Below are 14,845 nucleotides of genomic sequence, written 5' to 3'. Positions count from 1 at the left end.
CCGTCTCTTTCTAGTTTGTTACTTTATGTCCAGGTGTCTTAATGGTTGAACCATTCATATGTTTCACACGCGCAGCGATTTCCTTATGGCGCCCATTGACCATCGGACGAGCCTGAGGGTTACCTAGATAGCCACAAGTTCGTTTGACTACATCTACTGTTTTAGGGTCGCTATTGCCACAGTTGGGACAAGCAAATCCTCGCTCAGTTGGTTCAAAATCCCCTTCAAAATCACACTTGTAGCAACGATCAATCGGAGTATTGGTTCCTAGATAGCCAACTCGGTCATAGGCATAGTCCCAAACAGCTTCCAGGGCCTTAGGATTTTGTTGAAGAACTGGATACTCACAATAATGGATGAAACCACCTGACGCACCTGCTTCTGGGTAAACTTTCTCAAAGTCTAATTTTTCAAACGGTGTTGGATTTTTACGAACATCGTAGTGGAAAGAGTTGGTGTAGTATTCCTTGTCCGTGATATCCGGAATAGAGCCGAACTTCTCTGTATCCAAGCGACAGAAGCGGTCTGTCAGACTTTCAGACGGTGTGGAGTAGATAGAGAAATGGTAACCATATTGGTCAGACCACTCTTCCACACGACGTTTCATATCGCGAATGATTTCCAATGTGAATTCCTTGGCTTCAGGATTGCTTTCCCAGCTATTTCCAAAGAAGACTGTCGCCACCTCGTACAAACCGATGTACCCCAGCGAAACTGTCGCACGGCGATTCTTAAAGAGCTGGTCTACACTTTCTTCTTTTCCGAGACGGCGACCGAAGGCTCCGTACTGATAGAGGATAGGGGCATTCGCTGGTGTTGCTTCCTTGGTCCGTTCAACACGGTAAACCAGAGCATCTTCTGCGATGTTCATACGTTCGTTGAAGATTTCCCAAAACTTATTCAGATCCCCTTCAGACTCGAGGGCGATACGAGGCAAATTGACCGTCACAACACCTAGATTCATCCGACCTGAATTGACCTCAACACCATTTTCATCTTTCCATCCTTGGAGGAAGGAGCGACAACCCATAGGAACCTTGAAAGAACCAGTCAGTTCGATAATCTTATCATAGGACAAAACATCTGGGTACATCCGCTTGGTTGCACACTCGAGGGCCAACTGTTTGATGTCGTAGTTAGGTGAACCTTCCTCTAAGTTAAGTCCTCTTTTAAGCGTAAAGATGAGTTTAGGGAAGATGGCTGTGCGGTGTTCTGAACCAAGCCCCTTGATACGAATGGTCAAGATAGCTTTTTGAATTTCCCGTTCAAAACGACTAGTTCCTAGACCAAAACCGAGCGAAGTAAAAGGTGTTTGTCCATTTGAAGTGAAGAGAGTGTTGATTTCATACTCAAGAGATTGCATGGCATCGTAGATGTCCTTTTGGGTTTTCTTCCAAGCGTAATCTTCACGTTTCTCGGGCAAGACCCACTCTTCCGCATCCTTGAGGTGCTTTTGGTAATTCTTCTCTGCATAAGGCGCCAAGACTTCATCAATACGGTCAGCTGAGCAGCCCCCGTACTGGCTAGAAGCAACGTTGGCGATGATTTGTGAAATTTGAGCTGTCGCAGTCTGGATAGACTTGGGACTCTCTACCTCTGCATTTCCAATCTTAAAACCATTTTCCAACATGCCTTTAAAATCAATCAAACAGCAGTTGGTCATCGGAGTGTAGGGGCTGTAGTCCAAGTCATGATAGTGGATATCCCCTTTTTGGTGAGCATTAGCTACGTGCTTAGGAAGCATTTGCAGCCCGATTGATTTCCCAACAATCCCTGCTGTCAAATCACGCTGAGTATTAAAGACATCACTGTCTTTATTGGCATTTTCATTGACAACTGCTTGATCTTTATTGAGCAGTTTATGGATACTAAAGTTGATATCTGTCGCTTTTGAGCGCTCAAAATCCCTTTGTGTCCGATAAGTGATATACTCCTCAGCCAGCGCATACTCTTTGGCTTCAAGGAGTTCATGCTCTACGACATTCTGAATCTCATAAATCTTCACACCTTTAGGGAAACGACTGTGAATTTCGGTAACGATTCTTTCAACTAGACCATTTAGGCGTTTTTCTACTAGAGGCGTAACGTCCATAACTTTTTCTGCCGCCTTGTGGAGAGCCTTGTCAATCTTGTCTACATCAAATACTACACGTCTACCATCTCGTTTTTCAACGAACAAGGTGGGAACGGTTGCAAGCTTTTCTTCTAATACAATCATATCCATGCTCTTTTCTAAAATATTGTTAAATAGTTTATATTCAGTATTATACCACTCTAAAAATAAAAATCAATATCTTGTGTTAAAAATCCTAAAATTTTTAAAATTCCACAAGATATTGATTTTTGTTATTTGAATTTATAAAGCTTAAACTCGCTAGTATCTGTCTGAACAAGCTCATAGTTTTCACTGAGCCAGCTCTCTACATCTGACCACAAGGCAACTTTTTGATTGACCACAATCATCTTCGGTTGGTTCTCTTTCAGATCATTCATCAGTTTGGTTTTATTTTCGTCGCTTGCAGTATAGAGTGTTGGAGTTGATAGAGAAGTCGGCGCCAAGCGTTCACTTGCACGGTAGAAATCAGGACGATCATCCCAAGCATAGACACGATCCTCAGAACTCGTTTGCTGTTTTACCATGCTAGCAAGACGTTCTCTCTCCTGATAAGTCGCTGGATGCGAAAGGTAGCGACTCACGATAGGAAGAACAATAAGATAGGCAAGGGCAATCAGTGGTAGATAGAAATTTCCTTTAAGGAAAGAAGTTTGTTTCTCACGTCTTCTTCTACGACGACTGCCTCCATCCGAAACATCTTCCTTGATTCCTGTCAGAAGGAGCAAGACCAAGAAAGGAATTAGTACCACAAGATGAGTACCGTTGATGGGTTCTTTGGAAAAAATCAAGAGCCCCAAAGAAAGCAATAAGCCCAAACTAGCAGCAATCGATAGGGAATATTGCTTAGCTGATTTTGACTGGAACAAACCAGAAAAGAGCAAACTAAGGGAACCTAGCCCAATAGCAAGTAAGCCGTAGAAGGCTGCATTTTCAAGCAAATGCGCATTTGAAAAGAAGCTAAGAGTATTTACCGGATACAAGGTCTGGCTAATGGCATCCCCAAAACTACCTGTTAACACTGTATAGTAGCCCAAAGGATAGAATAAGAGTGAGAACCCTAAGGCTGACGCAAAGAACTGATATAACCCGTGAACAAAGTGACCTTTACCTAGATTAAAGCCAATGATGCCTAGAGCCAATACAGCCGCAAACAAGGCGGTTGGGATTGGCGCAAGGAAGAAAGCGAGAGCAAGGCTCATACCAACACGTAAAAATCCTTTGTCACCGTTTGGATAAGCTAGGTAGTTCGTAACAATGCTAAGTGAATAAAATAGGAAAGGCAAGGCTAGCAAGAGAGCATAGCCACCACCAAAAGCGAGACCTGCTACCAACAGATTAAACACAAACACAAGCTGCTTGGCTTCTTCTACACGGCCTGTAAGAGTATCCGCAGATTTAAAAAGAAAAACACCTGCTCCAAATAAGGCCAACCACTCAACCAAAGCAATCAGAATACTGCCTTGTGAAAGATAGGCAAGCAGGTAATAGAGCAATCCCTCCGTCCCAAAATAATCGGTATACATTTGACCATTTTGATGCAAGGCCCAACCAGTATAAAGATCCTGAGTTTGTTGCGGGCTTACTAAACCAAAAATAAGGGGGATAACCACAGAAATAGCTGTAGCTACTAAACTCCAAAGCAAGATACTAAAAAAGGGAATCGGAGCTCCTTCTCGCTTTTCTGGAACGGACCAGTCTTGGTAATGAGATTCTTCTTGTTTCTCATCTATTTTCCCGTATACATTCATTCAATTTCTCCTCTAAGTTTATCTGTTTTAGTATATCAAAATCTTACAGGAATGTCAGCTTGGGATTGATATTTGCTGAATTTCTTATCCAATAGCGCAAAGCGTTCGATTTCACGAAAACGGTGGAATCGACTATTACTATACTCTCTGATAAAATCATCATCTTCTAGATTAAGCATGGTTTTCTCCTTTACTTATCTATTCGTAAGAAGACAAAAATAAGATCCAGCCTTGGGCTAGATCTTGATGGATAGTTAGAGCATAGGCGCAAACAACTGGACAATTTCCTTGATCAGGCTTTGATACCAGCTTGTTTTGATGGTGTGGGGATAAATTTCTTGAGAAACTTTAAAAATCTCTTCAAAGTCCCTTTCAATATCGATGATGGACTGCGTTCTATAAAGCAAGACGGCATTTTCATAGTGGTGAAGCAAACTCCGATAGTCAAAATTGATGGTTCCCACAGTAGCCGCCTCTCCATCAACAAGCATTTGCTTGCTATGAAGGAATCCCGGGCTATACTCATAAATACGAACCCCCGCAGATAGCAAGTCTGGGTAGGCTCCTCGAGTAACTAACTGAATAACCTTTTTATCTGGGATACACGGCGTCACAATTCGCACATCTACCCCTCTCAATGCTGCATTTTTAATACTTTCAGTTAGATCGTAGTCAGCAATCAGATAGGGAGTCGTGATGTAGACGTAGTCTGTAGCTTGATTGATAAGATTTTGATAGACCGTTTTTCCAACCTGGGCTCGGTAGATGGGTTTGGGACCGCTACTGTAAGGGATACAAAGCCCCATCCCATCTTTGGGTTGATTTTCGAGATGGTATTGGTCAAAGTCACTAATTTCCCCACGGTTAATATACCAAGTTGATAAAAAGAGTCTAGTAAAAGCCTTAACTGCCGATCCATCTAGGCGAATACCGCTATCCTTCCAGTAACCAAAGCGTTCGATATGGTTGATATACTCATCTGCTAGATTGGCACCACCTGTATACGCAATCTGCCCATCGATAATCATGATTTTACGGTGGTCACGGTTGTTATAGGCAACGGTCAAGCGTGGAATCACCTTGTTAAATTTATGGGCTTCAATCCCTCGGCTACGAAGCTGGATGGTATAATCCCCAGGTAAGGTTGCCATGCATCCAATATCGTCATAAAGAAGCTTAACTTCTACTCCTTGAGCTGCCTTTTCTTCCAAAATCTCCAAAATACTATTCCACATCAAACCTTCTTCGATGATATAGTATTCAAGAAAGATAAACTTCTCGGCTTTTTTGAGATCCTCTAGCATCTGACGCCACATGCTTTCCCCTGAAGGGAAAAAATGGGTATCCGTTCGATTATAGACATCTGCATTCGTGTCCATACTGAGGAGAGATTTGATAACCCCGTAAGCCGACTTGTCTTGTTCTTTTAACTCCAAACGGAGAGCCCTGCTATTATCCTCTCTGTAAACCATTGATTGGAGCTGCTTTAGCTGCTTCAATTCTTTTTTAGATAAACGGCGCTCTCCAAACATGATATAGAGCAAAGGGCCAAAAACTGGCACAAAGGCTACTAACAACCATGTTACCTTACTCTCAGGATTCATAGATCGATTAACAATCGATACAATGGTCGCTAAGCTTACTAAAATGACAAGGATAATCCAGAGAATCGGAGCCATCTGCCCTAGATAGAGAAATAAACCAAAGATGATAAACAACTCTGCCAACATGATAGTAATACTAAAACCATACTTGGACATGAGTAGCTGCATTTTTCTAGCTGTCATACATCCCCTTCCTTTTCTAACATTCTCCTTAACTGCTTAATAAACTAATCTTTCTACTAGTATACCTCAGTTCAGGGGTAGATAGCAACCTTTTACTCTTGCCCTTCCATTTTCAGATGTGTATTACAGTTTGAGAGCCAACATATTGACTGTCATACCTGCTGCAGTTCCCATAAGGTAGACGGTATCTCCTTCTTTAACCAATCCATGGTCCAATGAATAGGCCAAGCCAAATGGCACAGAGACTGACACCATATTTCCATAGTCCGTGACGAGATTGAGGTATTGATTCTCAGCCACACCTAGCTTTTCCATAACCAAAGGAAGAGCACGACTTGCTTGGTGAGGAATGTTATACTCCACATCTCCCAAGGCTAATATCGTATCCTTTATTTTTTCATAAACTGTGAACTTTAAGGATACTTTTAACCGAGAAAACCACCGTCTTTAAACTACCCGTCCTCTGTAGTAATGGAACATAAAAAATCGACAAGCGGATTTTTCAATAAAAAATCTGGCAAATTTTTTAAAAAAAGAACTACCAAAATGATAGTTCTCCATAATTATTTATATTTTTCAATATCGAACAAATCCTAGGACAGTCGCTATTGAGGTCGTAGAAGGTAAAGTCGGAACCTTAATTCCAAACTTCTATTTAGTTAGATTTGAAGTTCTATTTTGTTAATACCACTCGGTCAGATACTACTCGGTCAGATGCTTCTCGATCCATATCATCGATAATTATTTGATTTCCATTAACTGCATAAATTTTGACATCATCACCGATAATCACGCGCTGATTTTCTGGATCAAAAGTAACTTGCTTGACTTCCTTTTCTCCATCTGGCTCGACCTCTGTCCATGTACCTGTTTTACCTGTTACAACAAGGGTGATCTGGTCTTTCTCATCTTTTTCAGTATAGGTCCCATCGATGTTGCTTGATTGACTTGAAGTTGAACTTTGTTCCGTACTGGTTGTAGCTTCGCTTGAACTCGTTACAGAACTCGAAGAGGAACTTGGTTGACTTGATTGAGACTGTGAATTTTGCTGGTTGGCAGATCCACAAGCTGCTATTAGACTAAGAATTGCTAGGAAAGCAATAGAAAGTGTGAATGTTTTGATTTTCATAGCGATTTCCTTTCTTTTTTGTCAATGTTTTGCTGGATCAGTTTCCAGATGTACCTCCTACCTCCAGTATAACAACTTAAACCTAGAAGGTCAACTAGTCCCATCGCTTCTTATCAAACTTGCTCGCACTTCCGAGATAAAGTAGAGTGATCCCGTCACGAAAAGCAGGTCCTGGTCATTGGCCTTTTCTTCAAATTCTCTGATAAAATCGCCATAGGAAGGAATCAAATCGTAACCCGTCACATCCCTCTCATCCAAAGAACCTTGGTAGTCAAAGCCTGTTACCTTAAGTTCCACCTGAGGCAACTGCTTAGATAGATAGCCTAGCATCCCCTGATAATCCTTGCGTTTAAGTGCTCCAAAAAGGATGCGAACCTGGTAACCTTGCTGGATTTTCCCTTGGATAAACTCGACTAGACGAGTCAAGGCTGGCAGATTGTGAGCCCCATCTAGGTAGATTTGCGGGCGAATCCGTTCCAAGCGACCTGCCCAGTGAGTTTCTTGCAAGGCCTGTCTCACAAGCTCTTCTTCGACTTTTTCCTCTCTTGACACCATAAACAAAAGAAAAGTTTGTAAAGCCAAGGCGGCATTTTCTTGCTGGTAGGCGCCTTCCAAACCGATTTTAAGCTGGGAAAATCTTGCTAAGCTACTTGAAAAATCACCCGCATTCAATGTGAAGTCTCGCCCAGCTTGATAAAGTTCAACAGCTAACTCTCTCGCTTTACTTTGACAGACAAGCTCTGCTTCTGGAGTAAGCTTGGCAATGACCGCCTTCTTTCCAACCTTGAAGATACCAGCTTTCTGCTCTGCTATTTTCTCCAGACTGTCACCCAATGTCTCCTGATGATCTAGGCCAATGGAAGTAACCACTGCAATTTCTCCTGTTACGACATTAGTGGTATCAAGTAAACCACCAATCCCCACTTCTAGTAAAACTAAATCCACCTCTTGTTCCCTAAAATAGAGAAAAGCAATCAAGGTCAGCAACTCAAAGAAAGATAATTGGTCATGTGTTTCCAAAAGAGTTTTTTCCATCTCCTTGACCTGCTCCGCCAAACGGATAAAATCTGCATCAGCAATCGGTTGTCCACTGATACAGATTCGATCATGGATACTGATGATATGAGGAGAGGTAAAAGTACCAACTTTTTTACCATGAGTAACAAACAACTCCCTCATGAAGGCAATAGTTGACCCTTTACCGTTAGTCCCTGTTACGTGGATAATAGGATAAGTCCTCTCAGGATTCCCCAGCAAATCCACTGCTCGCTGCATTCGTCCAAGTCCAGATCTAAAGTTTAAACCAATCCGACTATGAAGCCATTCTTCTACTTCAAACATACATGTCTCCTTAACAAAAGTCCAATCAACTACCGCATCAAAGTATGATTACAAATAAAAAACGAGGTTGGGACTAAAATCCCGACCTCTTACCTGGTTAGCTAATCACTAGCTACTATGAATTTCAACGTTGGCTAAAAACGTCCACCGGACTTACTTACGGTCTTTATTTTTAGCGTAAGGGTAAAAATGTTCACTGAACAAACCAGTTCTCTCTTATTTTAAGGAACTGGGCTAAAAACGTTCCCCGAACGTTCCTGCGTTTCTAATTTCTGGTGCAGGGCTAAAAACATCCACTGGATGTTTTTACTCCTCCATAAAGCTGTTGAAGACTTCTTCAATCATGTTCCATTCGTCTTCTGAGTCTTCTGGGATTGGTTGCAATTCGCCTTCTGTTCCGTCTTCATTTTCGATGAATGAGTAAGCTTGGATTTCAACTTCACCATTTTCATCTTCTTCTGCGTTAACCGGCACTAGCAGAACATAGTTTTTACCAAATTCTTCTTTCCCGTCGATGGTCAAAAGAATTTCAAACAAGGTTTCATTTCCTTGCTCATCTACTAGTGTAATCAATTCACGTTCTTCGTGGTCATGGTTGTGATCGTGTGACATAGTCTCTCCTCTGTCTTAAAATTTTCTATCTAAATAATTTTGCAAAATCAGCTGAGCAGCCAACTTATCAATAACTTTCTTGCGTTTGTTACGGCTGATATCTGCTTGTTCAATCAACATACGCTCCGCAGCGACCGTTGTCAAACGCTCATCCTGATAGTCTACTGGCAAACCAAAGAGTTCTTCTAGCTTGGCACCATAGGCTTGACTGGCTTCTACTCGCGGACCGCTGGTATTGTTCATGTTCTTTGGCAAACCTACTACAAAGCGTTCCACCTTATAGCTGTCAACCAATTCCTTGATACGGTCAAAACCAAACTGGCCTTGATCCTCATTGATTTGGATGATTTCAAGTCCCTGAGCGGTGAAGCCGAGCGGATCGCTAATCGCCACCCCTACTGTTTTTGAACCGACATCCAATCCCATAATTCTCATAGATTATAGATCGACTCCTTGTCCTTTAAGGTAGTAGCGTACCAGTTCTTCAACAATTTCATCACGCTCATACTTACGGATTTGATTTCGTGCATTGTTATAACGAGGAACGTAGGCAGGGTCTCCACTCAATACATAACCGACGATCTGGTTAATCGGATTGTAGCCCTTGTCATTCAAAGAAGCATAAACATCTGTCAACGTTTCGCTAATTTCTTTCTTATTGGAATCATCCAATTTAAACCGTACAGTTTCTTCAGTAAATCCCATTCTAACACCCTCTTTCCTTAGAATAGTACTATTATAGCACATTCCCTGACGTTCTACAAATAAGTCAGTCTATTAATTTGGATTTTCTATTGTTCTGTCGCCCCATTTGCCACTCTGTCTGCAATATATTGGCTAGGTTCGTTTTTTAAGAGATTTTCAAGACCGATATTTTTTAAATATTCGATCTGAGATGCCTTTTTGACATCCAATACTTGAAAATCATAAGTCGTTGTTGTCTGGATTTCGGTCTCGCTGAGTAGCTTGGTTTCCAGTGTAAATCCTGCTAGTTTGCGTGCCTCTTGGATGGTCTCATCCTTCTCTTCAGCTTCTTGAAGCGCTTTTTGCGTCTCCTCTAGGCCATTTTCAGAGATAAAAGTCTTGAGTTCATCCCCGACAGGTCGTTTTTGCTGAATGGTCAAGGTCAAAAATTGATTGCCTTTATAGGTAATAGTCTGAATCTGCTGCGTTCCATTTTCTGACTTCGGCATCAACAGGGTCTTAGTGACAACCGTATTCTTTTCGGCATTGTCCAAAACGGGAAGGTTTGATTGGATGGGGTCAGATGCTGTTGTAGAAGCAGCAGGGGTTTCCTTTTTTTGCCCACATCCCGCAAGCAAAAAGAGTAGAGCAAAACTAGCAATTAGTAACTTTTTCATAATTCCTCACATGATTTTGAAATAGAAGAGCAAACAAGGCCAGGAATCACTCCCAGCCTTGATGTTTTATAGAGCTGCACGTAGACGTGCTTCTGCATTTTCTACATTACGGACAGAGCGTGGCAAGAAGGCACGGATATCATCTTCTTTATAGCCGACTTGTAGGCGCTTCTCGTCAACGAGAATCGGACTCTTTAAGATCCGTGGTGTTTCCATGATTAAGTTGAGCACTTCATTGACACTCAAATCTTCAATGTCAACTCCAAGAGCTTTAGCGTAGCGGTTTTTCGATGAAACGATACTGGCAATTCCATTATCGGTTTTCGTGAGAATGTCTAATAACTCTTCTCTCGTAATTCCTTCTTTACCAAGATTTTGTTCTTTATAACTTAACTGGTGGGCATTGAGCCAAGTTTTCGCTTTTTTACAGCTAGTACAACTTGAGACTGTATAAATTTTGATCATGTACCTACCCCTTTCGCTACATGTTACTATCAGTTTAGTCTATTATACCATAAAAAACATCCGACTTGGGACCTATTTTTAAAAAAATTTAACTTTTTTAGCGATTTTCGTACTTTTTTCTTGACAAATCACAAACTATAGCCATCCCTTGTACTTCTTAATGTAAAATTTCTTAATAACTGTGACACTAAACATATACAAGAAAATAATACAGATTAAGAACAAGAAGTAAGGCAGTCCCAATGGAGCTAAACGAAGGATATGTACTAGCGGTCCATAAGGTAGACTGGTTACAAAAAAGGCAGCAACTAAAGTCATCAAAATCACAAGCCAGGCTGGTCTGCTCTGTACAAAAGGAACTTTTGCTGTACGAAGCATGTGGATGACCATTGTTTGAGACCACATAGATTCGATGAACCATCCTGTTTGGAAAAAGATAATAAACTGAAGGGCTGATTCAGACCCATGAACATAATCATGTCCTGTCATCAATGGAACAATGATAAAGTAAAGGAAGATAAAGGTCAAAATATCAAAGATAGATGAGATAGGCCCCATCCAAACCATAAATCGGGTAATGGATTTTGCTTCCCATGTATGGGGTTGTTTTAGGAAGTCTTGATCCACATTATCAAACGGCAAGGCCACACAAGATAAATCGTAAACTAAGTTTAGGACAATTAGATGAACAGGAGACATTGGTAGAAATGGCAAGAAGATACTTGCAACTAGAAGAGAGAATATATTCCCAAAGTTTGAACTAACTGTCATCTTAATGTACTTAGTCATATTAGCATAGACTTTTCGTCCTTCAACCAGCCCTTTTTCAAGCACCATCAAATCCTTATCTAGCAAAATGACATCAGCAGTCTCTTTGGCAATATCTACTGCAGTATCAACGGAAATGCCAACATCTGCCACCTTCATAGATGGAGCATCGTTAATACCATCTCCCATATAACCAACACCATGACCATTTCTTTTTAACTGTAGAATGATGCGAGCTTTTTGGTCAGGAGACAATTTAGCAAATACTGTTACACTTTCAACCACTTCTGCCAACTGCTCATCTGACATTTGGTCGATATCTACCCCTAAAAGGATGTGTTCAATGTCCAAACCAACTTTCTCACAGATGGCTTGCGTTACTTTTTCATTATCCCCAGTTAAAATCTTAGTTTTAACACCATGTTCAAGTAAAGCCTTGATTGCAGGTGCCGCTGAAGGTTTTGGTGGATCCAAGAAGGCAAGATAACCGGTCAGGATCATATCCTTTTCATCTTTGGCTGTATAACTATAGCCTTCTTGTATATCCGTCTTATAGCCAATCCCTAAGACACGTAGCCCTTGTTTATTTAATTGTCCGACTTCTGCTAAGATTTCTGCACGAATGGCATCCGTCAAAGGAGTTATTTCGCCATGATACTCTACACGAGATGAAATCGTGAGCATTTCTTCTAAGGCTCCCTTGGTCACCATACTAACAGTCCCCTCATCATCTTTTACAATGACGCTCATCCGTCTACGTTCAAAGTCAAAGGGAAGTTCATCAATTTTTTGAAATGTTTGATCTAGATTTTGTAGAAGGCTGTGTTCTTTCGCTTCTTTTTCTGTCCGTTTGATAATAGCTCGGTCCATCAAATTCTTTAAACCTGTTTGGAAATAAGAATTTAGATAAGCTCTACGTAAGACAGTAAGGTCCAAATCTCCATGGATATCCAAAGGATATTCCAACACAATCTCGTCCTGAGTTAAAGTCCCTGTTTTATCTGTACATAAGATATCGATGGCACCTAAGTCCTGTATGGCATTGAGTTTTTTAATCACAACCTTTTCTTTAGCCATGATGATAGAACCTTTTGCTAGACTAGCTGTAATGATCATCGGCAACATTTCTGGTGTAAGACCCACACCAACACTAAGTGCAAAGACACCTGCTTCCAACCAGTCACCGTCTGTCAAACCATTGGTGAAAAATACAATGGGAACCATGACCAGCATTAATCGAATGAGCAACCATGAAACGGTGTTCATTTCACGTTCAAAAGAAGTTGGTTCATCATAGGTATTCAGAGTCTGTTCGATAGCTCCCATCATAGTATGATCACCAACTGCCAAAACCATCGCTTTTGCACTACCAGATATGACATTTGTTCCCATAAAAGCGAGGGATTCAGATTCTAGCAAACTATCCAATGAGGGTTGTTGCACTTTTTCTAAAGCAATTTTTTCGACCGCATCACTTTCTCCAGTCAAACCTGACTGTTGAACAAAAAAGTCGCGTGATTCAAATAAGACGACATCTGCAGGAATCATGTCCCCTGCACTTAATTTCACAATATCTCCTACCACCAAATCATCAATCGGTAATTCTTGCACTTGACCTTCCCGAATAACCGTTGCAGTGTTGACAATCAATTTTGAAAGGTTGGTTGTTGCCTTATCACTTCGCAACTCTTGGACAAAACGGATACCTCCTGAAATCAAAATTAAGACAACGATAATGATAGATGTCGTTGGATCTTCTTGACCAGGTTTGGCAAGCCAGACGTTTGTAACGAGAGAAATGAAGGCAATCACAAGCAAAATTATTGTGAATGGATTGATGATTGACTCGTAAATCTTTTTAATGATTGAATCCTCTTGACCCTTGGTGATAGTATTTTCTCCATAAAGATCACGGTTTTCTTCAACTTGTTCTTGGCCCAGTCCATCTAGACTTGTATGATAAAAAGCGAGACTATCTTTTAATGATGTTTGAACAGCTGTTGCTAATCTTTCTTTTGTAGTTTTCATTGGTTTCTCCTATCTGTATGAATGATATGTTTCATACACAGAGACCAATCACTTTATGAGGGCAGAACGACACAAATCAGCGATTGGCTGTGTATGTGCGGTTCTGGATGATCGTCAATTTGCATCGTCTGTCTCCTTTCCTTGTTCTAAAACAGTAGAAAATCCCACCATAAAATGATAGGACTAAAAACTCATTATCTGTTTTCGTTCAAGCTTTAACTCCATAGGGCAATGTAATGAGCTTAGTCTTGACCTTCGCGACCAGGACTGTTGACCAACGAGTAGTGTCTCCACTGCTTTGCGGTAGTCATCCGTATCCCTATGGTAGCCTCACCTACCGTTTTCGCCTATCAGTATAAACCTTTCAATAGTAAAAGTCAATGATTTATCTCATTTTTCTTAGATAACAATCAATTCTTTCGGAGCAAGGGTCAATAATTCGCAACCTGTATCCGTAATCAAGATATCATCCTCGATACGCACCCCGTATTTTCCATCCAGATAGATGCCCGGCTCATCGGTCAAGACCATGCCAGCCTTGATTGGCTCTTCTGACTTGCCAAAGTAAGGAATTTCATGGATATCCAGACCAATCCCATGTCCAATCCCGTGGCTAAAGTAAGGTCCGTAGCCTGCATCGTTGATAATTTGACGAGGAATCCGGTCAAAATCGATCCGACTGAGACCAGCCTCAGCTGCTTCTATCAGAGCTTGATTGCTGCGAAGGACAATATCATAAATTTCCCGCTCCTCATCTGTCACCTGCCCCACATGAACAGTCCGCGTCATATCGCTGACATAGTGATTGTAGTAGCAACCAAAGTCCATGGTTAGGGTTTCACCCTTTTGAATAACCTTGTTACTAGCCACTCCATGTGGCATAGCAGAGCGGTAGCCCGAAGCGATGATGAAGTCAAAAGAGGCGCCTGAGGCACCTAACTGGCGCATGCGGGCATCCAAAAAGTTCATAACAGCCAGCTCTGTCGTCTGACCAGGCTTAATAAAGTCTAGTACATCTAGGAAGGCTTGATCCGAAATCTGGCAGGCCCTGCGAATGGTTGCGATTTCTTGCTCATCCTTGATCATCCGCAGATTTTCGATAAAGCCTGTCATCGGCACCAACTCATGACCAGCAAACACACTTTCCAGCATCTTGAAGTAAGCATAGGAAATCTCGTCATCAAAGCCAATTTTTTCCAGCTTGTCGTCTGCAACGATTTTGGCAATTTCACCAACCGCATCTCGCGTTTCAACAATATCAAAGCCCTCAACCACTCCTTTAGCAATCAGGGTATAGCGCGCATCCGTCAGGAAAATTCGGCGCTTTTTACTGATGAAAACCGTCGCTTCTGTCCCGCTGAAACCAGTCAGATAGTAAATATTCTTCAGATTGGTTACTAAGACAGCATCGCATTCTGTCTGAGCCAATGCTGCTTCAAATTTTTCAACTCTTGATAACATGAGAAAACCTCCGTAAAATGATTTAATTT

At 41.4% G+C, this 14,845-nt stretch carries 13 protein-coding genes, 1 pseudogene and 1 riboswitch; all 14 genes and pseudogenes read right to left on the bottom strand.

All coding sequences use genetic code 11. The features are described from left to right. Positions 1–10: 10 nt before the first annotated feature. The 14 genes and pseudogenes from nrdD to STO1_RS00905 all read right to left on the bottom strand — a co-directional run bounded on the left by nrdD (position 11) and on the right by STO1_RS00905 (position 14,816). Complete coding sequence (gene nrdD / locus STO1_RS00965; RefSeq protein WP_172843635.1) at positions 11–2,218, bottom strand: anaerobic ribonucleoside-triphosphate reductase; 2,208 nt, start codon at positions 2,216–2,218, stop codon at positions 11–13. 128 nt (positions 2,219–2,346) lie between these two features. Then, the gene (locus STO1_RS00960) at positions 2,347–3,864 is read right to left on the bottom strand and encodes a damage-inducible protein CinA (RefSeq protein ID WP_096421591.1); all 1,518 of its coding nucleotides are present in this window, start codon (positions 3,862–3,864) and stop codon (positions 2,347–2,349) included. A 35-nt stretch (positions 3,865–3,899) separates the two neighbouring features. After that, complete coding sequence (locus STO1_RS09735) at positions 3,900–4,043, bottom strand: hypothetical protein (RefSeq protein ID WP_164497043.1); 144 nt, start codon at positions 4,041–4,043, stop codon at positions 3,900–3,902. 75 nt (positions 4,044–4,118) lie between these two features. After that, a complete protein-coding gene (gene cls, locus STO1_RS00955) occupies positions 4,119–5,651 on the bottom strand; it encodes a cardiolipin synthase (RefSeq protein ID WP_096421589.1) in 1,533 nt (510 codons plus the stop codon). Positions 5,652–5,774: 123 nt separating this feature from the next. Continuing rightward, positions 5,775–6,014: pseudogene (locus STO1_RS00950) on the bottom strand (3-oxoacyl-[acyl-carrier-protein] synthase III C-terminal domain-containing protein); the annotation flags it as partial. A gap of 310 nt (positions 6,015–6,324) precedes the next feature. After that, complete coding sequence (locus tag STO1_RS00945; RefSeq protein ID WP_007520814.1) at positions 6,325–6,780, bottom strand: SP_0198 family lipoprotein; 456 nt, start codon at positions 6,778–6,780, stop codon at positions 6,325–6,327. A 90-nt stretch (positions 6,781–6,870) separates the two neighbouring features. Continuing rightward, a complete protein-coding gene (locus STO1_RS00940) occupies positions 6,871–8,121 on the bottom strand; it encodes a bifunctional folylpolyglutamate synthase/dihydrofolate synthase (RefSeq protein ID WP_096421587.1) in 1,251 nt (416 codons plus the stop codon). A gap of 306 nt (positions 8,122–8,427) precedes the next feature. After that, complete coding sequence (locus STO1_RS00935) at positions 8,428–8,733, bottom strand: DUF1292 domain-containing protein (protein WP_000017624.1); 306 nt, start codon at positions 8,731–8,733, stop codon at positions 8,428–8,430. A 15-nt stretch (positions 8,734–8,748) separates the two neighbouring features. Beyond that, positions 8,749–9,168 carry a Holliday junction resolvase RuvX gene (gene ruvX, locus STO1_RS00930; protein ID WP_002876031.1) on the bottom strand — a complete coding sequence of 140 codons (420 nt, stop codon included), beginning with the start codon at positions 9,166–9,168 and terminating at the stop codon, positions 8,749–8,751. A gap of 3 nt (positions 9,169–9,171) precedes the next feature. After that, positions 9,172–9,438, bottom strand: coding sequence for an IreB family regulatory phosphoprotein (locus STO1_RS00925; RefSeq protein WP_000507059.1), 267 nt, complete (start codon positions 9,436–9,438; stop codon positions 9,172–9,174). Positions 9,439–9,524: 86 nt separating this feature from the next. Continuing rightward, positions 9,525–10,094 (bottom strand): SP0191 family lipoprotein, encoded by a 570-nt coding sequence (locus STO1_RS00920; protein WP_096421585.1) that lies wholly within the window; start codon positions 10,092–10,094, stop codon positions 9,525–9,527. Positions 10,095–10,160: 66 nt separating this feature from the next. Continuing rightward, positions 10,161–10,559 carry a transcriptional regulator Spx gene (spx, locus tag STO1_RS00915; RefSeq protein ID WP_000591165.1) on the bottom strand — a complete coding sequence of 133 codons (399 nt, stop codon included), beginning with the start codon at positions 10,557–10,559 and terminating at the stop codon, positions 10,161–10,163. Positions 10,560–10,694: 135 nt separating this feature from the next. Continuing rightward, entirely contained in the window at positions 10,695–13,355 is a 2,661-nt protein-coding gene (mgtA, locus tag STO1_RS00910; protein WP_096421583.1) for a magnesium-translocating P-type ATPase, read from the bottom strand. Between the two features lie 192 nt (positions 13,356–13,547). Next, positions 13,548–13,701, bottom strand: a riboswitch (M-box (ykoK) riboswitch). 53 nt (positions 13,702–13,754) lie between these two features. Then, entirely contained in the window at positions 13,755–14,816 is a 1,062-nt protein-coding gene (locus STO1_RS00905; protein ID WP_007520821.1) for a M24 family metallopeptidase, read from the bottom strand. Between the last annotated feature and the right edge of the window lie 29 nt (positions 14,817–14,845).

Source organism: Streptococcus oralis subsp. tigurinus, assembly GCF_002356415.1.
Classification (GTDB): Bacteria; Bacillota; Bacilli; order Lactobacillales; family Streptococcaceae; genus Streptococcus; species Streptococcus oralis_F.
Note: the sequence above shows the minus strand (reverse complement) of the source record. Positions and strands in the feature narration are given on the sequence as shown.